This is a genomic window from Paenibacillus sp. P32E, from assembly GCF_001909085.1.
GTDB lineage: Bacteria > Bacillota > Bacilli > Paenibacillales > Paenibacillaceae > Paenibacillus_AQ > Paenibacillus_AQ helianthi.
This window is the reverse complement of the sequence record NZ_LVYY01000015.1, coordinates 22,483-42,670: the sequence shown is the minus strand read 5'-3', so window position 1 is coordinate 42,670 and position 20,188 is coordinate 22,483. Positions and strand designations below refer to the sequence as shown.

Annotated in this window: 10 protein-coding genes; 8 read left to right on the top strand and 2 right to left on the bottom strand. The window is 54.1% G+C overall.

What is annotated here, in order from left to right; genetic code table 11:
* The first annotated feature begins 11 nt into the window (after positions 1 to 11).
* The 6 genes from A3848_RS15975 (at position 12) to A3848_RS15950 (ending at position 13,724) form a co-directional block, all read left to right on the top strand.
* A complete protein-coding gene (locus tag A3848_RS15975) occupies positions 12 to 3,875 on the top strand; it encodes an S-layer homology domain-containing protein (protein WP_074085924.1) in 3,864 nt (1,287 codons plus the stop codon).
* Positions 3,876 to 4,306: 431 nt separating this feature from the next.
* Positions 4,307 to 6,595: a helix-turn-helix domain-containing protein gene (locus A3848_RS15970; protein ID WP_074085923.1), complete on the top strand. Its 2,289-nt coding sequence runs from the start codon at positions 4,307 to 4,309 to the stop codon at positions 6,593 to 6,595.
* A gap of 881 nt (positions 6,596 to 7,476) precedes the next feature.
* Positions 7,477 to 8,424, top strand: a complete 948-nt coding sequence (locus A3848_RS15965) for an ABC transporter permease (RefSeq protein WP_083609439.1) — start codon at positions 7,477 to 7,479, stop codon at positions 8,422 to 8,424.
* Between the two features lie 15 nt (positions 8,425 to 8,439).
* Positions 8,440 to 9,345 (top strand): carbohydrate ABC transporter permease, encoded by a 906-nt coding sequence (locus tag A3848_RS15960; protein WP_074085922.1) that lies wholly within the window; start codon positions 8,440 to 8,442, stop codon positions 9,343 to 9,345.
* Positions 9,346 to 9,531: 186 nt separating this feature from the next.
* Complete coding sequence (locus A3848_RS15955; RefSeq protein ID WP_074085921.1) at positions 9,532 to 11,211, top strand: extracellular solute-binding protein; 1,680 nt, start codon at positions 9,532 to 9,534, stop codon at positions 11,209 to 11,211.
* A 149-nt stretch (positions 11,212 to 11,360) separates the two neighbouring features.
* Complete coding sequence (locus A3848_RS15950; protein ID WP_074085920.1) at positions 11,361 to 13,724, top strand: glycoside hydrolase family 95 protein; 2,364 nt, start codon at positions 11,361 to 11,363, stop codon at positions 13,722 to 13,724.
* Positions 13,725 to 13,844: 120 nt separating this feature from the next.
* Here A3848_RS15950 and A3848_RS15945 read toward each other — a convergent pair whose 3' ends face one another.
* The gene (locus tag A3848_RS15945) at positions 13,845 to 16,349 is read right to left on the bottom strand and encodes a glycosyl hydrolase family 95 catalytic domain-containing protein (RefSeq protein ID WP_218619003.1); all 2,505 of its coding nucleotides are present in this window, start codon (positions 16,347 to 16,349) and stop codon (positions 13,845 to 13,847) included.
* A 293-nt stretch (positions 16,350 to 16,642) separates the two neighbouring features.
* On the opposite strand from A3848_RS15945, the gene A3848_RS15940 reads away from it, so the two are divergent.
* Together A3848_RS15940 and A3848_RS15935 are read left to right on the top strand one after the other, a co-directional pair.
* Complete coding sequence (locus tag A3848_RS15940; RefSeq protein WP_083612185.1) at positions 16,643 to 17,473, top strand: DsbA family protein; 831 nt, start codon at positions 16,643 to 16,645, stop codon at positions 17,471 to 17,473.
* 21 nt (positions 17,474 to 17,494) lie between these two features.
* A complete protein-coding gene (locus A3848_RS15935; RefSeq protein ID WP_074085919.1) occupies positions 17,495 to 18,349 on the top strand; it encodes an AraC family transcriptional regulator in 855 nt (284 codons plus the stop codon).
* Positions 18,350 to 18,517: 168 nt separating this feature from the next.
* Here A3848_RS15935 and A3848_RS15930 read toward each other — a convergent pair whose 3' ends face one another.
* The gene (locus A3848_RS15930) at positions 18,518 to 20,017 is read right to left on the bottom strand and encodes an amidase (protein ID WP_074085918.1); all 1,500 of its coding nucleotides are present in this window, start codon (positions 20,015 to 20,017) and stop codon (positions 18,518 to 18,520) included.
* Between the last annotated feature and the right edge of the window lie 171 nt (positions 20,018 to 20,188).

The following is a 20,188-nucleotide window of genomic DNA, read 5'->3' as shown; positions in this document are numbered from 1 at the left end:
GCTGGGATAATTTGAAGTCTTTGGCTAATAAGATCGGGGTCAGTCTGCTGCTGTTTATGATGGTGGCTGTACAGGCCGGATGGACAGGAACCACAGGAAATGTGGCGGAGGCGGCGGACAAATCGCTGGCGAAGAAGCCATATATGGGCTGGAGCAGCTACAGTATGCAGGTGTATGAACCCTCCGGCAACTGGATATCGGCGGAGAGTATCAAGAAGCAGTCCGACGCCATGCACGAGAAGCTGCAAGCTTACGGTTACGAATATATTAATATTGATGCGGGCTGGAATGGCAGCATGGATGAATACGGCCGGCCTATGCCGAGCACCGAGCGTTATCCGCACGGTTTTCAGGAGGTCATTGATTATGTGCATAACAACGGGCAGAAGATCGGGATCTATTTGATTCCAGGCCTGTCGATTGACGCGTATAACAAGGACCTTGAAATCTATGGAACCAACGGGGAGTGCCGGGTACGTGACATTGCGTTGCAGCCGCTGAAAATCATGGATTACTGGGATTCCTACAGCTACAAAATCGATTTTCAAAATCCCTGTGCCCAGAAGTACATCGACTCCATAGCTGATCTTCTCGGGGAATGGGGCATCGACTTTGTAAAATTCGACAGTGTAACCCCGGGGTCGGGTATCAACAACCTCAGCCGTGATGCACGCGGTGATGTCGAGGCCTGGTCCAAGGCTCTGGACAGACATAATATCTGGTTCGAGCTATCCTGGGCGCTGGACCATAACTATGTGGATTTCTGGAAAAAATATGCCAACGGCTGGCGGATTCAGTGGGATGTGGAGTCCTATGACAGTAATGTCGGCTTGACGCAGTGGGCCAACATTGCCAGACTGTTCCCGGACGCCGCGATCTGGTGGAGAGATGCCGGACCCGGAGGCTGGAATGATTACGATTCCCTGAATGTCGGGAACGGTGCTATGGACGGATTGACGAAGGATGAGCGGCAGACCGCCATGACCTTCTGGGCGGTCTCGGCGGCACAGCTCTATATCGGAAATGATATGACGCGGCTGGACGATTATGGAATGCAGCTGCTAACCAATAACGAGGTTATTGCCGTCAATCAGGCCGGACATCCCGCCCATCCGGTGTCTATGGATACCCAGCAGCAGGTCTGGTATGCCAACAACGGGGATGGAACCTATAATGTTGCTTTGTTCAACCTCGGCAGCCGCAGTGCTGCAGTGGATGTCAAATGGAGCGACATTGGACTTGAGGGACCGGCCTCTGTCCGCGATCTCTGGAGTCATAGTGAGCTGGGTTCCTTTGACACGGGCTTCAGCGGCGGGGTACTGGAGCCGCATGCATCCCGGATGCTGAAGGTAACCGCCAAGAGCGGAACCTCCACCGTCAACGATGACGATACGAACGTCCGTTATACCGGCTCATGGCAGCGCAACGGAGGCAAAGAGCAGACCCCGGGTTCACAGGATATCACTGTGAAAATCACGGATTCGGCTACAGCTCCCGGAGGAGGACAGCCGGGCGGCAATCCTTCTCCTAGCCCGGTTACCCGTTCGGTCTATATCAACGACAGCGACAGCAGCATCACTTACAGCGGCGCCTGGTCGTCGCAGTCCGGCAGAACCGCCGGGGATTACGGGGCAGATGTACATTATACCGAGACAGACGGTGATTTCTTCGAGTACACCTTCAAGGGAACAGGTATTGAGCTGCTAACCGAGAAGGATTCCTCGCAAGGGGACGTACAGGTCTATCTGGATGATGCCGTGAGTCCGCAAACGGTAAGCACCTATACCGCTGGAGCCAAGGAAGCACAGCAGACCGTTTACAGTGCCAACGGCCTTACCGACGGTGAGCATACGCTTAAGGTGGTTAAGGATTCAGGCCAATACATGCTGCTGGATGCGCTGAAGATCAATGTTAATCAGCTCATTGCCCCTGCCACAGGAAGCTTCGACAAGGCGCCTGACAAACAGGCTGATGTAGCTGTCACACTGCCTGCAGGCAGTGACTCCCTTCTGGAGATTAAGAACGGCGGGGCTGTACTTACGGAAGGAAGCGATTATTCCGTCACCGGAGGCGTTGTGAAGATCAAGAAGGAATATCTTTTCAATCTGCCTTCAGGTGCGGCGGAGCTCTCGTTCATCTTTGACGGAGGCGCAAGCGAAGTGCTGACAGTGACCATTACAGGCTCAGCTACGGTTCGCTATTCGCTGATCAACAATGACGATCCGGGGATCACTTACAATGGCACCTGGTCACGCAGTTCCGGGAGAGGAATGGGCGACTACAAGGATGATGTGCAATATGCCGAGAAGGATGGGGATTCCTTCGAATACACCTTCAGAGGCACTGGCATACAGCTCTATACAGAAACGGATACCTCACAGGGCGACATGGATATATATGTGGATGGGAGGTTCCAGCAAACGGTCAGCGCTTATCATAACGGACGCCAGGCCCAGCAGAATCTGTATAGCATTGCTGGTCTGCCTGAAGGCTTCCATACCCTCAAGGCTGTGAAAAAATCAGGCAGCTTCATGCTGCTGGATATGCTTAAGGTGGAAATCCCCGACCTGGTCAATCCGGTAGAAGCAGCCTTCGACCAAGCAGTCCCGGCAGATATCGAAGTTAAACTGCTCCGTCAGCCGGAGCTGTTCGGCGGCATCAGCCAGGGCACTTATAAACTGATGGAAGGTACGGATTATACACTTGCAGGAGACACTGTAACCCTCAAGGCGGCGTACCTCGCCGCGTTGCCCGCGGGTACTCTTCCGCTGACATTTGCCTTTGGCGGAGATTATCAGAACGATATTCATTTTACAGAGACAGACGGTGATTCTTTTGAGTATACATTCAGCGGGACTGGAATCTCCTTGTCCGGACCCAAGGGGCCGGATATGGGCGACATGGAAATCTATGTGGACGGTAAGCTGATTCAGACCGCAAGCGCTTACAGCAGCAACCGGCAGATTCTGCAGAATCTCTTCAGCCTTGCAGAGCTGGCCGATAGCGTTCACGTACTGAAGGTGGTGAAGAAATCAGGTGCGCTGATGTTCGCCGATCAGCTGAAATACAGCGTCAGCACCAAGGCCGGTGAACCGGCAACACCTGGCGAACAACCGACACCGGCACCTACGTCAACACCATCACCTTCCGCTACCGCATCACCGGCACCGGTAACTTCAGGACCCTCTGTTACTACGGGTCCGGTAGTGACCGCGTCTCCATCCGCCACTCCTGTTCCAAGTGCTTCGCCGGAAGTAAGCCAGGGGCCGGTGAAACAGCATGCGGCATATATGAGCGGGTATCCGGACGGTTCCTTCAAACCGGATCACAAGATAACCCGTGCCGAAATGGCGGCACTGCTATTTAAGGCTTCTGCACGGGAGAAGCAAGGAAAGGCTGCAGTCTTCAGTGATGTGCCTTCCGGATATTGGGCAGCCGAAGCAATAACTGGCGCAGCAGAAATGGGACTGATGACAGGCTACCCGGATGGCACTTTTAAGCCGAATCAACAGGTCACGCGGGCGGAATTGGCCAGTCTTGTTGCACTGCTAAGCAAGAATAATCCCATCCCCGGAGGCGGATATACAGATGTTGCCGCCAGTCACTGGGCACGGTCAGCCATTCTTCAGGCCCAGGGAGCAGGCATACTGAATGGCTATGCCGACGGCACCTTCCGTCCCGGAAAGGCACTGACCCGTGCCGAAGCGGTGACCGCGATGAACAGGGCACTCGGCAGAGGCCCGCTCTTCGGTGCCGAAGCCTCCCCGTGGAGCGATGTTCCGCTCACCCACTGGGCATTCAAGGATATCCTCGAGGCTGCCACTGCTCATGAATATAAGGACAGGAACGGTGGCGGAGAACAACTGAGCGATTAAGGAGGAGCAGATAAAAAGCACAGGAGCCGGCAACGGCTCCTTTTCAATCGAGAAGAAATCCGAACGATTCGGCTGCAGCCTGTGCATCATTTCCCAGGCAATGAAAATAGTCGGATTATGTATAGAACCTGTATACGTGGCCGTAGTGCAGCAAATGTTTCTGATGATGCGGATTTAGAAGGCCCTATTCCATTCTTCCTATACAGGACGAGGATGATGACTATAGAGCATTCAGCGGATTCTGTGTCCGCCTGACCAGAAAGATAAGCTTTTTATGGAGAGTAAAGGCGTTCTAGCTGCCGGGAATGCTCCCGGTCGTATTGCAATCTAGACCGTCTTTTCCAATGGCGCTGGAGACAAAAGCTTGACTGTGAAGCAATTTGTTTTAAGCTTATGCTGTGAGCGCTACCAACTGAGAGGGGAATCCAACCATGCTCAAATACTCCAAGGTTTTCCGCAGATTTCTGATCTCCTACATCATTATTCTAATTATTCCGGGCATAGGCGGCTACATGTCTTACCGTACATCGATCTCTGTAACAGAGTCCATTTCCATTGAGAACAGTGTGATCCAGCTGCAAAAAAGCCAGGAAATTCTTGAGCGCCGGATGGCTGAAGTCGAGGGGCTGACCCGACAGCTCGCGGTGAATCCCGAACTGAACGTGCTGTTGAATGAACGGGGAGAGGGGACCAATGTCTACGGAATCTGGAGGACCATGCGCAATGTGCTGACCTTCGGCCAGACGAATGATTTCCTGCAGGATTATTATATTTATCTGGCCAATTACGATCTGGTGCTGACCCCCGGCTCTTCTTACCGTCCGGAGCATTACTATGAGATATATCATTACAACGAACTTCCGCTGGCGGACTGGAAGAAGCAGGTTCTGCAGAAAACCCACCGGAGTGAGATCAAACCGCTGAGCGCCTTTGTCAGCAAAGGGGCACAAACCTCGGTGATCACCTACATGCAGTCACTGCCGCTCGACAGCTTCAATGATTCTTCTCCGGCCGTTGTGGTCGTGATGATCGACGAGAAAATCATCGCCAGCCTGTTGTCTGGCCTGACTGAACGCTACGGGGGCTGGGTTCATATCAGCGATGCCGATGGGAAGACCATTGTGCTGCAAGGAAAAGATGAGGCGTATGTGAACCGGCTTCATGCGGATTCCTCGTTTGATAACAGCAAGGTCAGCCAGTTTTACCGGGATGATCTGGTGATTTCAACCCGTTCGGATTCGAACGGCTGGGTATACCAGGCAGGTATTCCCCGAAGCATCCTGCTGGAGAATGCCAATAGAATCAAATATATGTCCTGGCTGATTACCGGAGGCGCTCTGTTCCTCGGATTACTGGCCGGCCTGGTGCTCGCCTACCGGAACAGTGCACCGATCAACCGGATGCTAAATGTGATGAAAGAGCAGTTCGGCAAGGAGGAGACGGCGGAGCAGAGTGAGTTCGATTTCCTGAGCGGAAATATTGCCAACATGATCACCAAGAATAAGCTGCTCGAAAGCGAGCTTAACCGTCAGCTGCCTCTGGTCAGGGATGCTTTTATTAAGCGGCTGGTTGCCGGAGAATTTGAGTCACGGGAGGAGATTGTATCTGCTGCCGCCCAGGCGGATATCGGGCTGAATCAGGGAACCGGCTATGCCGGACTGATCCAGATTAACGGCTATGCCGGGATGGATAGCGTGGAGATCCTCAATGAGCTGAACGCCGCCCGCCTACTGGTGAAGCAGGCGCTCGCTTCGCTTACCGGACCGCTGCCTATGGCCGATATGGGCTCGGACAAAATGGTCGGCCTGTTCTTCTCCGGCCCTGATGAATCTGCATCGGACCAGGAGGTAGCGATTACACACATCATGGAGAACTTGGCGCAATATGTGCTGAAAGAATATAAGATTTCGGTGCAGTCCGGGTTCGGAGGCTATTTCGCTTCAGTAACAGAGGTCAGCGGGTCGTTTGAGCAAGCGAAGCAGGCGCTGGAATATGCCGTGTATACGAACAAGAAAGGCATGACGTGGAATCATGAGGCCAGAATCGAGAATACGACCTATTATTATCCGCTTGATACGGAGCAGCGGCTGATCAGTACGATCCGTGCCGGGGAGCTGGCTGAGGCCAAACGCATTATGGATTCCACCTTTGCGCAGAATCTTGGCGGCCGGGAGCTGTCCATTGAGATGAAGCATCAGCTGATCGGGGAGATGAAGGGCACCTTTTTGAAGCTGCTGGATCAAAAAATCTTCATGGAATCTCCTTTGTTCGAAAGCGTCAAGCAGCGGATCATCGACATCAGTTCCTCGGAGCCGGCGGATAACATCCAGGCCGAATTCCATGCCGTCATGGAGGGACTCTGCGGGTACATCGCCAATAAAAAGAAGGACGCGCATACCCAGATCATCAAGCAGATCTACCAGTATACCGAGGATATGTATTCGGACACCGAGCTGACCCTGTACCGGGTGGCAGAGCATGTGGAACGGCCGGAAAAATACATCTCCCAGCTGTTCAAGGAGGTGACTGGTGTGAATTATTCCGATCATCTGGTGAAGGTCCGGATGGATCAGGCGGCGCTCCTGCTGAAGGACAGCAGGTATACGGTGGATGAGATTGCGGCAAGAGTGGGCTACAACAGCTCACATTCCTTCCGTAGAGCCTTCAAGCGGTTAACCGGCATTTCCCCCAGCACCTACAGACAATCGAATGCTGAATAGAAAAGTGTTGAAAAAAGTAAAACTAACTGGCCCGAGCACCCTGCGCTCGGCAGACTAAGTGGAAAAAGTAAAACTAACTGGCCCGAGCACCCTGCACTCAGGAGGCTAAGTGGAAAAAGTAAAACTAACTGGCCTGAGCACCCTGCGCTCGGCAGGCTAAGTGGAAAAAGTAAAACTAGTTGGCCCGAGCACCCTGCGCTCGGCAGGCTAAGTGGAAAAAGTAAAACTAACTGGCCCGAGCACCCTGCGCTCGGCAGACTAAGTGGAAAAAGTAAAACTAATCTAGCTCATTTCCCTCGGTGGAGGGGGATATGGAATTTTTAAGTTTCCTTTTTCCACCTAAACCTTCACATTTGCTGTTTTCGGCGGTATTAAGTTCACTTTTTCCACTTGTGCTTATCTCCTGGTCCGGGGAAGTTGGGAAGGACAGGTGAAGCGGGGGCCCCTCGGAGAGGGGGATGCAGATTCTCCTGCAACCCCAAGAATATAGCGGCTGCATTGTCCCTCCCGGGCGGTGCAGCCGTTTCTGCCCAAGGGGTATGCCAAATAATGTATCCGCTTGCAAGACCGCGGAAATCAGGCCGTCCCAGGAAGTGATGCCCCCTGCAAACCGGGCGATCTGTACGCAAAATACGGAAGTGTACCTGTTCAAAGCCGGTTATCATGCCCTATGATCAACTCGTGAGAAAGCGCTATCACACAAACAAATAGTACAAAGCGAATGCTTCCGAACCGATTTTTGCTCGAACTAATGCAAGGGAGCAGCGGCTGGCAAACTAAGCATCTGCTTACGAAGTAAGTTTTTGACGCGAAGTGAAATCAATGAAGTAACGCTGGCCAAACTTTTAAGGGGGGAGATTCATCTGGAAAAAGAAATGGTTATGAGCACCCAAACGGCGCCCCGAAGCAAACGCCAGGGCTGGCTGCATACCGCCGGAAAAAATATCATGAAACACTGGCAGCTGCATCTGCTCGTCATTCCGCCTTTGCTGTTCTTTCTGATCTTTAAGTATTATCCAATGGCGAATGCTGTACTGGCTTTCAAGGACTACAACGTAATTAAGGGGATATGGGGCAGCCCCTGGGTCGGCTTTAAGCACTTCGAGCTGTTTTTTGAGAATCCGCTGTTCTGGACGCTGGTCAAGAATACCATTCTGCTGAGCGGCTATCTGCTGCTGGCCGGGTTTCCGATTCCGATCCTGCTCGCGCTGATGATAAATGAAATCCGTGGCGGCAGGTTCAAACGGTTCGTCCAGCTTGTATCGTTTGCGCCATATTTTATCTCCACTGTAGTTATGGTCTCCATTATTATGCTGTTTCTGGCTCCGCGTCTGGGGTTCGCCAACATCGCCATGAATTTCTTCGGCCTGGACTCGGTGAATTTCCTGGGGGAGCCCGGCATGTTCCGCTCCATCTATGTCTGGTCTGACATCTGGCAGACCGCAGGCTATAGCGCCGTGATCTACCTGGCTGCACTGGCTGGCATCGATCCTACACTATATGAGGCGGCTCGGGTGGATGGCGCTTCACGGTTTCAAAAGATCCGCCACGTCGATCTTCCCGGAATCGTACCTACGATTGTGATTATCCTGATTCTGAATGTGGGTAACGTGATGGCGATTGGCTTTGAAAAGGTCTATCTGCTGCAAAACCCGCTGAATATCGCTAATTCTGAGATTATAGCCACCTATGTCTACCGGATCGGCCTTTTGAATGCCAATTATAGCTTTGCTACCGCGGTCGGCTTGTTCAATTCACTGATCAATCTGGTTCTGCTGGTTACCGTGAACGGACTGGCCAAACGAATCACCAATAACAGCATCTGGTAAGAAAGGAGTTCCTGTATGGCAGCTTCGGCAGCAGTTCCCCAAAAAATTAAAGAATCCGTCGGTGACCGGATATTTCTGACTGTGGTGTACACCGTACTCATCCTTGTAGTTATCGTTGTGCTGTATCCGCTTATCTTCATTATCAGCAGCTCCATCAGCAGTCCGGCAGCTGTCACCTCGGGCCGGGTCTGGCTGTGGCCGGTCGATATTTCCTTCAAGGGCTTCAAGGTCCTGTTCAGTACGCATGAGATTATCAGCGGGTATGCCAATTCCATCTTTTATACGGCAGCCGGTACGCTGATCAGTGTGACCCTGACGATTATGATCGCCTACCCGCTGTCGCGCAGAGCTTTTTTTGGCCGCAATGTGTTGATGATGATCATTACCTTTACAATGATCTTCAGCGGCGGGCTGATTCCCACCTATATGGTGGTCCGGGAGCTGCACCTGATCGATACGCGTTGGGCGCTGCTGATTCCCAATGCGATCTGGGTGTGGCAGGTGATTATTGCCCGGTCCTTTTTCCAGTCCTCCATTCCCGAGGAGTTGCTGGAGGCCAGTGAGATTGACGGCTGCAGCGATATGCGCTTCATCCGCAGCGTAGTGCTGCCGCTCTCCAAGCCGATTATTGCGGTGCTGGTGCTGATGTATGCAGTCGGCCAATGGAATTCCTATTTCGATGCCCTGATCTATCTGAAATCGGCTGACTTGTTCCCGCTGCAGCTGGTGCTGCGCAGTATCATTATCCAGAACAACAGTGCCGGGGCGATGGATGCCATGGCGATGGTAGAGCGGCAGCAGATGGCCGAACTACTGAAATATGCGCTGATAGTCGTCGCCACCTTGCCTGTGCTTGTCATTTATCCTTTTGTACAGCGGTATTTCGTACAGGGCATGCTGGTCGGCTCAGTCAAGGGGTAAGGGGAAGCGATGAACCGGTAAGGGGGTGAGGCCTTTCTTAAAAGATAAGCATTTATATGCTTCGTGCCATAAATGATCCTTATCTTTCTCGCTGAAACGGATATTGTCTGTTTAAGGACGGGCAGCCGTTTCCATTTGGCAACACATAACCAACCTGTCCAACTACAAAGAGGGAGTTGATCAGCTTTGAAGAAAAGTTTGTTAGCCTTGTTAATGCTGGTAACGGTATTTACAGTTGTGATCAGTGGCTGCTCGGGCAAAAATAATACAGAAAGCCCGTCCGGTACAGCATCCGGCACAGCGTCTGGCAACGGAAACGCAGCGGAGGCCTCAAAACCTGTGGAGGTCAGCGTCTTTGCCGTCCAGGAATCAGGCATTGATATCCCGACCAATAAATTCACCACATTCGTTCAAGACAAGTTCGGCATCAAATTCAACTGGCAGATTAATCCCTCCGACGGCGCCAAGGAAAAACGCCAAATCTCACTCGCCAGCGGTGACTATCCCGATGCTTATTTGCTCACTGCCTACATTGATGAATTCTCCCAGGGGGATGTGCTGAAATATGGCCAGCAGGGCGTTCTGGTTCCGCTGAATGACCTGATTGACCAATATGCACCGAATATCAAAGCAGCCATGGAAAAGCACCCTGAAATGAAAACGCTGAATACGGCTCCTGACGGCAATATCTATGGCCTGGGCGCTTACGCCGAGTGCTTCCACTGTTCCTATCCGAACAAAATGTGGATCAACACCGAATGGCTGAAGAAGCTGAACCTGGAAGAGCCGAAAACTACAGAGGAGTTCAAGCAAATGCTGGAAGCCTTCAAGACGAAGGACCCGAACGGCAACGGCAAAGCCGATGAAGTGCCGCTGAGCGGTTCTACTGAAGATTTTGGCGTACGCATTATTCCTTATCTTATGAACAGCTTCGTCTATGATGATGACCGCAACTACTTGAATATGACGGACGGCAAGGTGGAGTCAGCCGCTGTTAAGCCGGAATGGAAGGAAGGCCTGACCTATATCAAATCGCTGTATGATGCCGGTCTGATCGATCCGGGGGCTTTTACCCAGAATGCGGAGGCCTTTAAGAAAATCGGTGAAAATGCGGATGCCGAAATCCTCGGCGCAGGTGCAGGCATGCATCCGGCGATTTTTATCAACATCGATCCAGGTAACACCCGTTCCGCACATTACAATGCCCTGCCACCGCTTACCGGACCGAAAGGGATCTCTTACACGACACATGATGCGGGCGGGGTGTCACCAGGCGCCAAGTTCGTCATCACTAACAAAGCCAGTGAAGAGGCAAAAGTGGCTCTGATCAAGATGGTGGATTATATGTTCACACCGGAAGGCCAGACGAACGCGGCAAGCGGCATGAAGGGAATCGACTGGACCGATCCGGTGGCAGGCGATGTCGCACTAGGCAAGGATGTCAAACCGGTGATCAAGCCGATCCCGATGGCGGAAGGCGAAGCGCCGCGTAATGCGGGCTGGAGCGGAATGGGACATTTCTACATGCCGAAGGAATACCGCGACACCTTCGTTCAGGCGACTGATATCTATTCCTCGAACGGCTACGAACGCAGATTGTACAATGCTTCGCTGCTGTACCAGGGTCATGAACCTAAGGAGTTGTTCCCGCTCTGGTCCATCTGGATTGATCCGACAGAGATTGACGAAGCCAGCATGCTGCAGACGAATCTGAGAAACTACATTGAGCAGAATGAGCTTCAGTTCATTACCGGCAATAAGGATCTGAACAAGGACTGGGATGCCTATGTGAAGGGTCTGAAGGATCTGAAGCTGGACCGTTATCTGGAAATTCTGCAAAAGGCGTATGACGCTTCAGTGAAATAAGCTGCTGCACAAGCAACCGTGCTACGCCCACCCGATGCCGGCCTGCCAAGGCCGGCATCGCTGTTTCTGCTATTGTTTTTTAGGAACGGATGGTTTGAACGGAGGTTTTATTCATATGCCAGATCAGAGGACAGACAGGAGGATGCTAATTGAGCGATTTGAAATTATGGTACTCCAGCCCGGCTGCGGGCTGGGGCCAGGGACTGCCGATCGGAAATGGCAGGATCGGCGCAGTGATTATGGCGGCTCCGCAGCGTGAAGTGTGGAGTATGACCGAGGTGACCTACTGGTCCGGACGAGAAGAGGCTGTACCCGGCCCGTTTGGCGGGAAGGAGGCACTACGGCGCATGCAGGGGCTTTTTATGGCTGGTGATTATGCAGAAGGTGACCGGCTTGCCAAGCAATATCTGCAGCCGGAGAAGCGGAATTACGGGACCCACCTGGGATTGTGCGAGATTGTGTTCTCTTTTGATAGTCCGGACAGGCAAGGGGAAGCTGAGAAGGAAGTGGAGCGGGCAGGGAATGCGGAAGCCCGGTTCAGACGCGGGCTGGATTTGGATCGTGCAGTTGCGCATGCGGAGTCTCAGAGCGGTGGTTGCACGGTGCTGCGTGAGGTTTTTGCCTCCCATGCAGATGATGTTGTAGCTTCCAGGATCTGGAGTGAATCGCCTGGCGGTGTATCCTTCACGTTAAGTGCTGCTGGCAGCACAGGCCCGTTCATTGTCCGCTCTGTGAACGGGGATACCCTGGAATTTCAAACCCAAGCGAGAGAGCAGGTGCACAGCGATGGTACCTGTGGAGTAAGGGCTGAAGGCGGAATCAGGGTGTCAGCTTCCGGGGGAACCTTAAGCTCACGGGATGGCCGGTTGACAGTAGCCGGGGCGGATGAAGCCTGGATTTATTTTACGGTCAGCACTGATTACCAGCATGCAGGAGCGGACCTGCAAGCACTGAGTGCAAGAAGTCTGGAACAGGCGGCTGCTAAGGGCTATGTCAGCCTGCGCGCGGATCATATCCGGGATTACCGCCAGGAATTCAGCAAGGTCGATGTCCGGCTGGGACGCTCGGAGATTTCGGAGCTGCCGACGGACAGACGCATCGCCCTGCTGCAGCAGAATCACAGCGGAGACCCGGAGCTGTTTGCATTGTTCCTGCAGTACGGCCGCTACCTGATGATTGCCGGGTCACGTGCAGACTCGCCGCTGCCGCTGCATCTGCAAGGGATCTGGAATGACGGCGAAGCCTGCCGGATGGGCTGGAGCTGCGATTATCATCTGGATGTCAATACCCAGATGAATTACTATCCTGCCGAGATTGCGAATCTGGGAGAGAGTCATCTGCCGCTAATGCGTTACATTGAGGCTTTGTCCCGTGCGGGTAGAGTGACAGCAAGAGATTTCTACGGTAGTACAGGTTGGGTTGCTCATGTGTTCTCCAATGTCTGGGGATTCACCGCACCCGGCTGGGAAACCTCATGGGGGCTCAATGTCACCGGGGGACTGTGGATCGCCATGCATCTGATCGAGCACTACGAATACAGTCAGGATCGTGAGTTTCTGGAAGGGCAGGCCTATCCTGTGCTCAAAGAAGCGGCAGTCTTCTTCCTAGACTACATGACCATACATCCGGCGTACGGCTGGCTGGTGACAGGACCTTCGAATTCGCCGGAGAACAGCTTCTATCCGGAGGGTCATAGCGGTGAGAACCGGCAGCTCTCTATGGGGCCGACTATGGACCAGGTGCTGGTCCGGGAGCTTTTTGAATTCTGTCTGAAAGCGGCAGCGCTGCTGAATAAGGATGAAGAGCTTCAGGCGCAGCTTGAAGAGGCGATCCACAAACTGCCGCCGCTGCAGATCGGCAGACAGGGGCAGCTGCAGGAATGGCTGGAGGATTACAGGGAGGCACAGCCGGAGCACCGTCATCTCTCCCATTTGTTTGCACTCTATCCCGCCAGCCGGATTACACCCGAGGAGACGCCGGAGCTCAGCGCGGCGGCCCGGGTCACGCTGGAGAACCGCATGATGCAGGATGAGCTGGAGGATGTGGAATTTACCGCCGCGCTGTTTGGGCTGTACTTTGCCCGGCTCCATGACGGGGAGCGAGCCTACAGGCATATCTCGCATCTGATTAGCGGGTTATGTCTGGACAATCTGCTGACCTATTCAAAGGCTGGTATTGCCGGAGCGGAGAGCAATATCTTCGTCATTGACGGCAATTTCGGCGGAACGGCTGCCATTGCAGAGATGCTGCTGCAGAGCCGGGCTGGAGAGATTCATTTGCTGCCCGCGCTTCCAGCAGATTGGAGCACAGGCTCGGTATCAGGACTTTGCGCCAAAGGGAAGGTCGAGGTAGATATGGATTGGAAGGATGGAATACTAACCACGGCTACATTACGCACCTTTTCAGCGGGTACAATAACTGTCCGCTCGGGTGAACACCGGAGTACTCTTCTCACCGAGGCTGGGGGAAGTTATACACTGAATAGCCGCTTGGAACAGCTGGAGGTAGGTTAGAAGCAATGACCCCAGTTATTTTTGTGAAGTGAAGTATTCCCTGCAAAAGCGCCCTCCAATTTCAATCAGAGATTGGAGGGCGCTTCAATGTGGAGGATCTGAATCCATAACCAGATCCAGCTATTCCCTGCTGTGTTTTACTATGCGGAGGGTTTCCCCGGCAACTGTACGCAGCGTTCCTGTCCCTCCTGTGCAGATCTGCCGCCCAACGGAATCTCCGGTACATTCGGCTCCATAGGCCCAAGGGATATAGAAGGACAAATCGGCTCCTGCTTCACTGAACACCTCAATCCACTGCACTTCACCCGCTTCAAAAGCTGCACTGACCAGGAAGCCGCCCACTGCCCGCAGGCTGCGGAATTCTGCTCTCTGATGCTCCGGCCAGTTCGGGAAGAATCGCAGCACCCCGTTATAGCTCTGGAGCAGGCACTCATTGATTACGGCAGGTAGCGAGAAATTCTCGAACCAGATACCCATCCGGGACATGAAGTCAAAGTCCGCTGTATCCGGGTACCGTCCCCCGCTCATCAGCACTCTGTCGGTGCAAGTGCCGTTAGGCAGCAGACAATAGGCAATTTGCCGCTTGAACCGCTCCAGATCGAGGATGCCGAGCCGCGCCCCGGCCAGAGCTTGGAATACCAGTTCATTCCCGCCTTCATTCCGGTGATTGCGGTAGGACTCCACCGCCGTCTGGTATTCTTCCGGGGAAGAGTGCAGACCATGCTCTTCTCCGGGAAAGACTGTTGCGAGCGGAACCGGGACGTTGTAGACGACCTCGGGATTCTCTCCTGCCACCGACACAAAGACCTGGCCTGCATTGGATTCGGCTGTTGGATATTCGGGAAAGTGATTAAGAATTTCCTGAACCTCTGCAAGCAGGCCGTCTTCCGCTTCCTCCAGTCCAAGCACCGCGCAGGCCCGGATATATGCATGGAAAATAAATTTTGTCAGTGTCAGATCGATCAGACAATCACTGTTCCGGGCAAAGCCCGGTGCAATCTCGTACAGCTCCGGCACGACAGTAGGAAAGATATGATAACAGTCGTCATTCCAGCGCGGACCCCGGGCTTCCGGCCGCTGCATGTAATCTGCCATGAACCGGACGGCTTCCCGGATCGGCTGAAATGCGCGGCTGCGAAGGAAGGCTTCATCCATGGAGTAGAGGTAATGCCACCATAGGCTTTGCACGGTCCACGGCGTTTCACAGACCTCCCAGCCCCAGTGCGGAACCGGATAAGGCATCATCGTCATTTCCACCGGGTAGGCGGAATGGGGGAAGTAAGCACCGCGCAGCCCGTAATAGTCCCGTGCCCATTGTTGGCTGACCGGCAGCACATGGTCTACCATATCCGCATAAGGCAGATGCTTGTCCAGATGGTTGCTGGAGAATGCTGCCCAGAATGGCTGCTGTGTATTGTAGTTCATGTGATAGTCCCCATGCCATTCGGACCCGATGGAACCATAGCTCCAGTTGGCGAACAGCCCGGGACAGGTGACCCCTTCACGGACAGAGCAATTTAAAAAGTACAGATTGCGGTACCAGACCCGCTCCAGATATTCGTCCTCAAGGGACACACTGGAGCACTCCCAGTATTCCAGCCACTTTTCGTTTGTCCGTTGCCAGGCATCGTTGTACCCGGACAATTCGGGCGGGTGCATCTGCACTGCCGGCTGCTGGATTACCGTCCTGCGGCCCTCCCATAGCTCCGCGCAGGCGGAGAAGCCGCTGCCGGTATCAGCGATGCTGAGCCGGTCCCCCTCACCGCCAGCCGAAGGAACTGCGCCTGTGATGCGGACCGCCAGCCGGAAAGCCTTATCTTGGTCATGCCCGCTATAGGGAACCTCGGGAGCCTCCACACAGGGCAGGACTTGGGTAAAGGACAGCACTCCCGCCGCGGGATCAACATCGATTACAGCGGAGGGGAACCCGGAAGGCGTGTTGGGGTCGGGAATGAGCCGTGCTTCGTGAAACAGCGATAGAGCTTTGCCGCTAGCAGAATTGCATACAGACATCCACAGCCGGTCCTGAACGGCATCCACAAAAACCTCCAATACAGCCCGCTCCCCCTGGACCAGAAACTCAACCGTGCAGCGTCCGTCCCCGATGTGGAGGGTGTGCCCCAGCACCTCGGCTGTACGCCGGTCATACCGGAGCAGCAGTGAACCGCAGGGCATCGGACGCGGGTAGCTTTTGCTGTAGTTGTCCCCGGCCATCTCGCAATATTCCCGGTACCACGGGTGGTCCATGAGCTGCGGTAATTCAGCGGGAAGCGCTTCGAACCGCTTATAGACCTCTTTAAAGGTCATAATCTCCTCAGCATGTTGCTCCGCTATTCGGATATCCCAGACATTATTGTGTCCAAAATGGAGCATCACCGCATCCGGGCGGGTAGTGAGCACCACCCCAAGCCCGCCGTTTCCCAGTAGCGCTCCTTCAAAAAAATCTGCTGCCGGTCCCTCCAAAGTAAGGTTATGCCGGGCCGCGTGTTCCTGGGCCTGTTCTTTTGCCAGCGGCAAAGACAGGATTGAATCCTCTGAATTTCCTATACTTGTGGTTTCATGCATAGGTTCTCCTCCTTTCATCTCTGCAAATGCGTAGCAGGCCAGCCGTAGCAGTCGGCGCATTAACCCTGGCCTCCAGTCTTCTACAATGTAACCGGTTGATGGCCGGTTGTATTTAGCAAGGTGTCGTATTTTTGCACGATCGGCGGATGAATTCGCGGATGGTTATACAGTAATCAGGCAATAGGGGATCGAAATGCAGACCCAAACTGCCGGGAAAGGCCTGCACAGGGAAAAAGGTACGCAAGGCACCGCAAACGTACCTTTACGGAGCTGGAAGGAATCACTACCATTAATTTAGAAAGCGTTATCATTTATTATTCAGATGATGAAAATCTTTTGAGGGGGATCTAACCATGTCCAAAGCAAAGGGCAAGCTATCCAATCTTTCGAACTCAGCCAACCAGACCCATTCAGCCCATCAGACCCATTCAGCCCATCAGACTCGTTCCATCCGCGGAAGCAAGCGCCGTACCGGGCAGCCCCGGTCAGGATCTGCCTTTGCGATATCTGTCGTTATGATTGCCGTTCTCGTGATTGCAGCGTCCGTGTTTTTTCTGCGTGCGTCAGCGGCTTCCTCAGGCCTCAGAGGACTGCCGAACTACACGGAGATTCGCGGGGATTACGATGCCGAAGGCCTGAAATATGAGAAGCAGCCCCATCTGGGCAGCAGTACTGCCAAGGTGAAGGTGATTGAATTCGCAGATTTCAAATGCCCTTCTTGCAAGAAGTGGAAGGAAACGTACTTCGAACGCTTCCAAAAAGAGTTCGTCGATACCGGCAAGGCAGAGCTGTTCTTCATGAACTTTGCTTTTATCGACCGTGATTCGATCATGGCGGCCAGTGCGGGGGAAGCCATTGCAGCCCAGGACAACGAACAATTCTGGGAGTTCATGAGCAAGCTCTACGACCATCAGGGGGATGAGACCAAGATCTGGGCCACACCGCAGTTTCTGCTTGATTTCGTCAAAAATAATATCGGCGGCATAGACTATGACCGCTTTGCCAAAGATCTGCAGGAGCATACTTACATGCTGCCGGTGAAGGAGGATTTCAAAACGGCTGGAAACTATGGAGTCAATGGAACACCACAGTTTATGGTGAACGGCAAACTGCTGAAGGGTGGCTCGTATGAGGAATTAGCGGCAGCCATTGAAGCGGAGGCAGCATCCGCCGGCGCCCAATAAGCATAGCGGGAGGATGGTGAGATGAAGCTTTCAGCCTTGCACCCGTATGTCTATCTGGCCACCCGGTATCCTTTTGCCAAGGGGCAGTCAAGCTCGAAACGGATTTGCTATATGAGCTCTGTCTATCTGCTCAGTGAGGGTTACGGGGTACTGGAGACCGGGGGGACACAAGTCCAGGTAAGCCCGGGCTCACTGGTCTATCTGCCTCCCGGACAGTCCCATGAATGGCTGGCTGATCCGGCAGAGCCGATGGTACATCTGTGCTGTTATTTCGACTGGGGTCATGTGGACCGGGAGGGCCATTTCGATTGGGCCTGCCCGATCTGTTATGAACCGGAGCAGCTGCCGGAATGGTTGGGTCCGCAACTTCCGTATCCGCTCCCGCTGCAGCTTCAGGCCGGTTCTGTCCGTGTGTGGGCTGAACGGTTTCAGAAGTTCTACACTTCAGGTCAATTTGTAAATGAGCAGACGTTTATCCGCAATTTGAGCATTCAGCGGAACTTCCAGGAGTTTATTGATTTTTTCCTTCAACAGATGCTGAGGGACCCGCCGTTCCCGGACCGCCGGATCAGCGCGCTGCTGGAGCGGCTCGAACAGGATTTGCTGCATGAAGTGCCGAGGCCGCTGGAATGTTATTACCGGGAATTGAAGCTGAGCCGGGGGCATTTCTTCGAGCTGTTCAGAAAGTCAGCCGGCTGTTCGCCCGTCCAGTATATGAACCGCTTCCGGCTGAACCGGGCCAAGGAGGATCTGCTGCATACCTCGCTGAGCATTACAGAAATCGCCGGGAAATATCATTTCAGCTCGGTCCACTACTTCTCCCGTCTGTTCCACCGTGAGACCGGACAGACACCCCGGGAATTCCGCTCGGGGTAAGACCTGCTCCCACAGCTCCCAAAAGTCATACTGAAGGGGCTTCAGTTGATTCTAAATCATCCGGACCCGGGGACTGCTACTGCTGAAGCGGGAGGGAATGTTTGGTTGTGGGGATGGTGCAATCTTTGGGGCTGCAGCCACCGGCATTCCAAGATGAAGGGTCTGGGGCTAAGGAAACATTGGATTCCCCTTCATCCCCACCCACAGCTCCGACTGCTCCAATTGGGCGGCCAGCTGCAGCAGCAGATCCTCGCGGCCCTTGGAAGCCATCACCTGAACTCCAATAGGCAGGCCTGCCGGTGTAAGGTGCAGGGGAACGCTCATGGCGGGCTGACCCGTGAGATTGGACAGCTGTGTAAAAGGGGTATAAGTCAGGCTGGGCTCGAACATCTCGTAGATCATCCGCCGCTGCGCATCCTTCGGCAGCTCGCTTACGTGCAGCAAAGCTTCTATTTCCTCCGGCTGCTGGGTAAGCTCTCCTATCTTAGGTGCGGAATCCGCATTCGCAGGTGTGATGTAGAGGTCAAAGCGGCTCAGCAGGCCCGCCATTTGTGCGGCAGCCACATCCCATTCGTTCAGGCTGTGCACGAATTCGGCGGCGGAGACCTTTTTACCGGCTTCCCCCAGCACCCAGGTCACGATGTCCACCTCATGTGCCGCAATGCTGCGGCCCATCCCGGTTTCCAGAGACAGGAACATGGCCGCCACTTCTCCGGCGTTCATCGTATAGTAATTTTCCATCAGCCGCACGCCGTTTACCGGACTAAGCTTCTCTTCGACCTCATGGCCTTCTTCCTGGAGCCATTTTACGGTTTTTAATACAGCTGCAGCCGCCTCTCCGGTGACTGGGGTTCCGACAGGCGAGGCTGTTGTGAAAGCAATCCGCAGCTTGCGCGGTTCGGGATTTATAAGATCGTCCAGATAGACGCCCGGATACAGCGGCGTCTGAAACGCGGCCTCCGGCTGCACAATCTGCAGCAGATCCAGCATGGCTGCGCTGTCGCGCACGGAACGCGTCAGCGCAAAATCAATGGAGGCGCCCTGCCACTGGCGGCCGACTCCCGGCCCTACCGGCGTACGGCCGCGGGTAGGCTTCAGCCCGAACAGGCCGGTGAAGGAGGCCGGGATGCGGATTGAGCCGCCTCCGTCGCTGGCACCCGCAGCCGGTACGATTCCGGAAGCCACTGCGGCGGCAGCTCCGCCGCTGGAGCCTCCGGGCGAGCGGTCCGTGCTCCAGGGATTCCGTGCAGGCCCGTGCAGGAGCGGCTCGGTGATATTTTTCAGACCGAACTCGGGGGTATTCGTGTGCCCGAGCGGAATAAACCCGCCGTTTCGGATACGGGCGACATAGTTCGAATCGCGTTTGGCAATGTTATTCTTCAGCAGGAGGGCGCCAGAAGTGAGCGGCTCACCACCAATCGCCTGGGAGATATCCTTCAGCAGAAAGGGCACACCGGCAAACGGCCGGGACGGATCATCTGCCGGCATGGCATCGGCCTCCTTCAAGGCCGCCTCCCGGCGGGTGCGGACAACGGCATTCAGCAGGGGATTGACCTCGTCCAATCTGGCGAGAGCCGCCTCAACAAGCTCACGCGGCGACACCTCCCGCGCACGGACCAGCGCGGCAAGTCCCAGCGCATCATAGGTGGAATAAGCAGACAATGTCATGATGATAACCTCTTTTCGGCAGGGACACTTGAACGGCAAGGTCCGCTGATCTGTAGTATTGGAAATGGTATGCTTTATGTATCACTATACCAGTGAGTATCAGAGATGCTCCTTGCATTATACACCAGCCGGTGTTTAATTGAAGAATCAGAGGACAACCCTGTCCCGCCC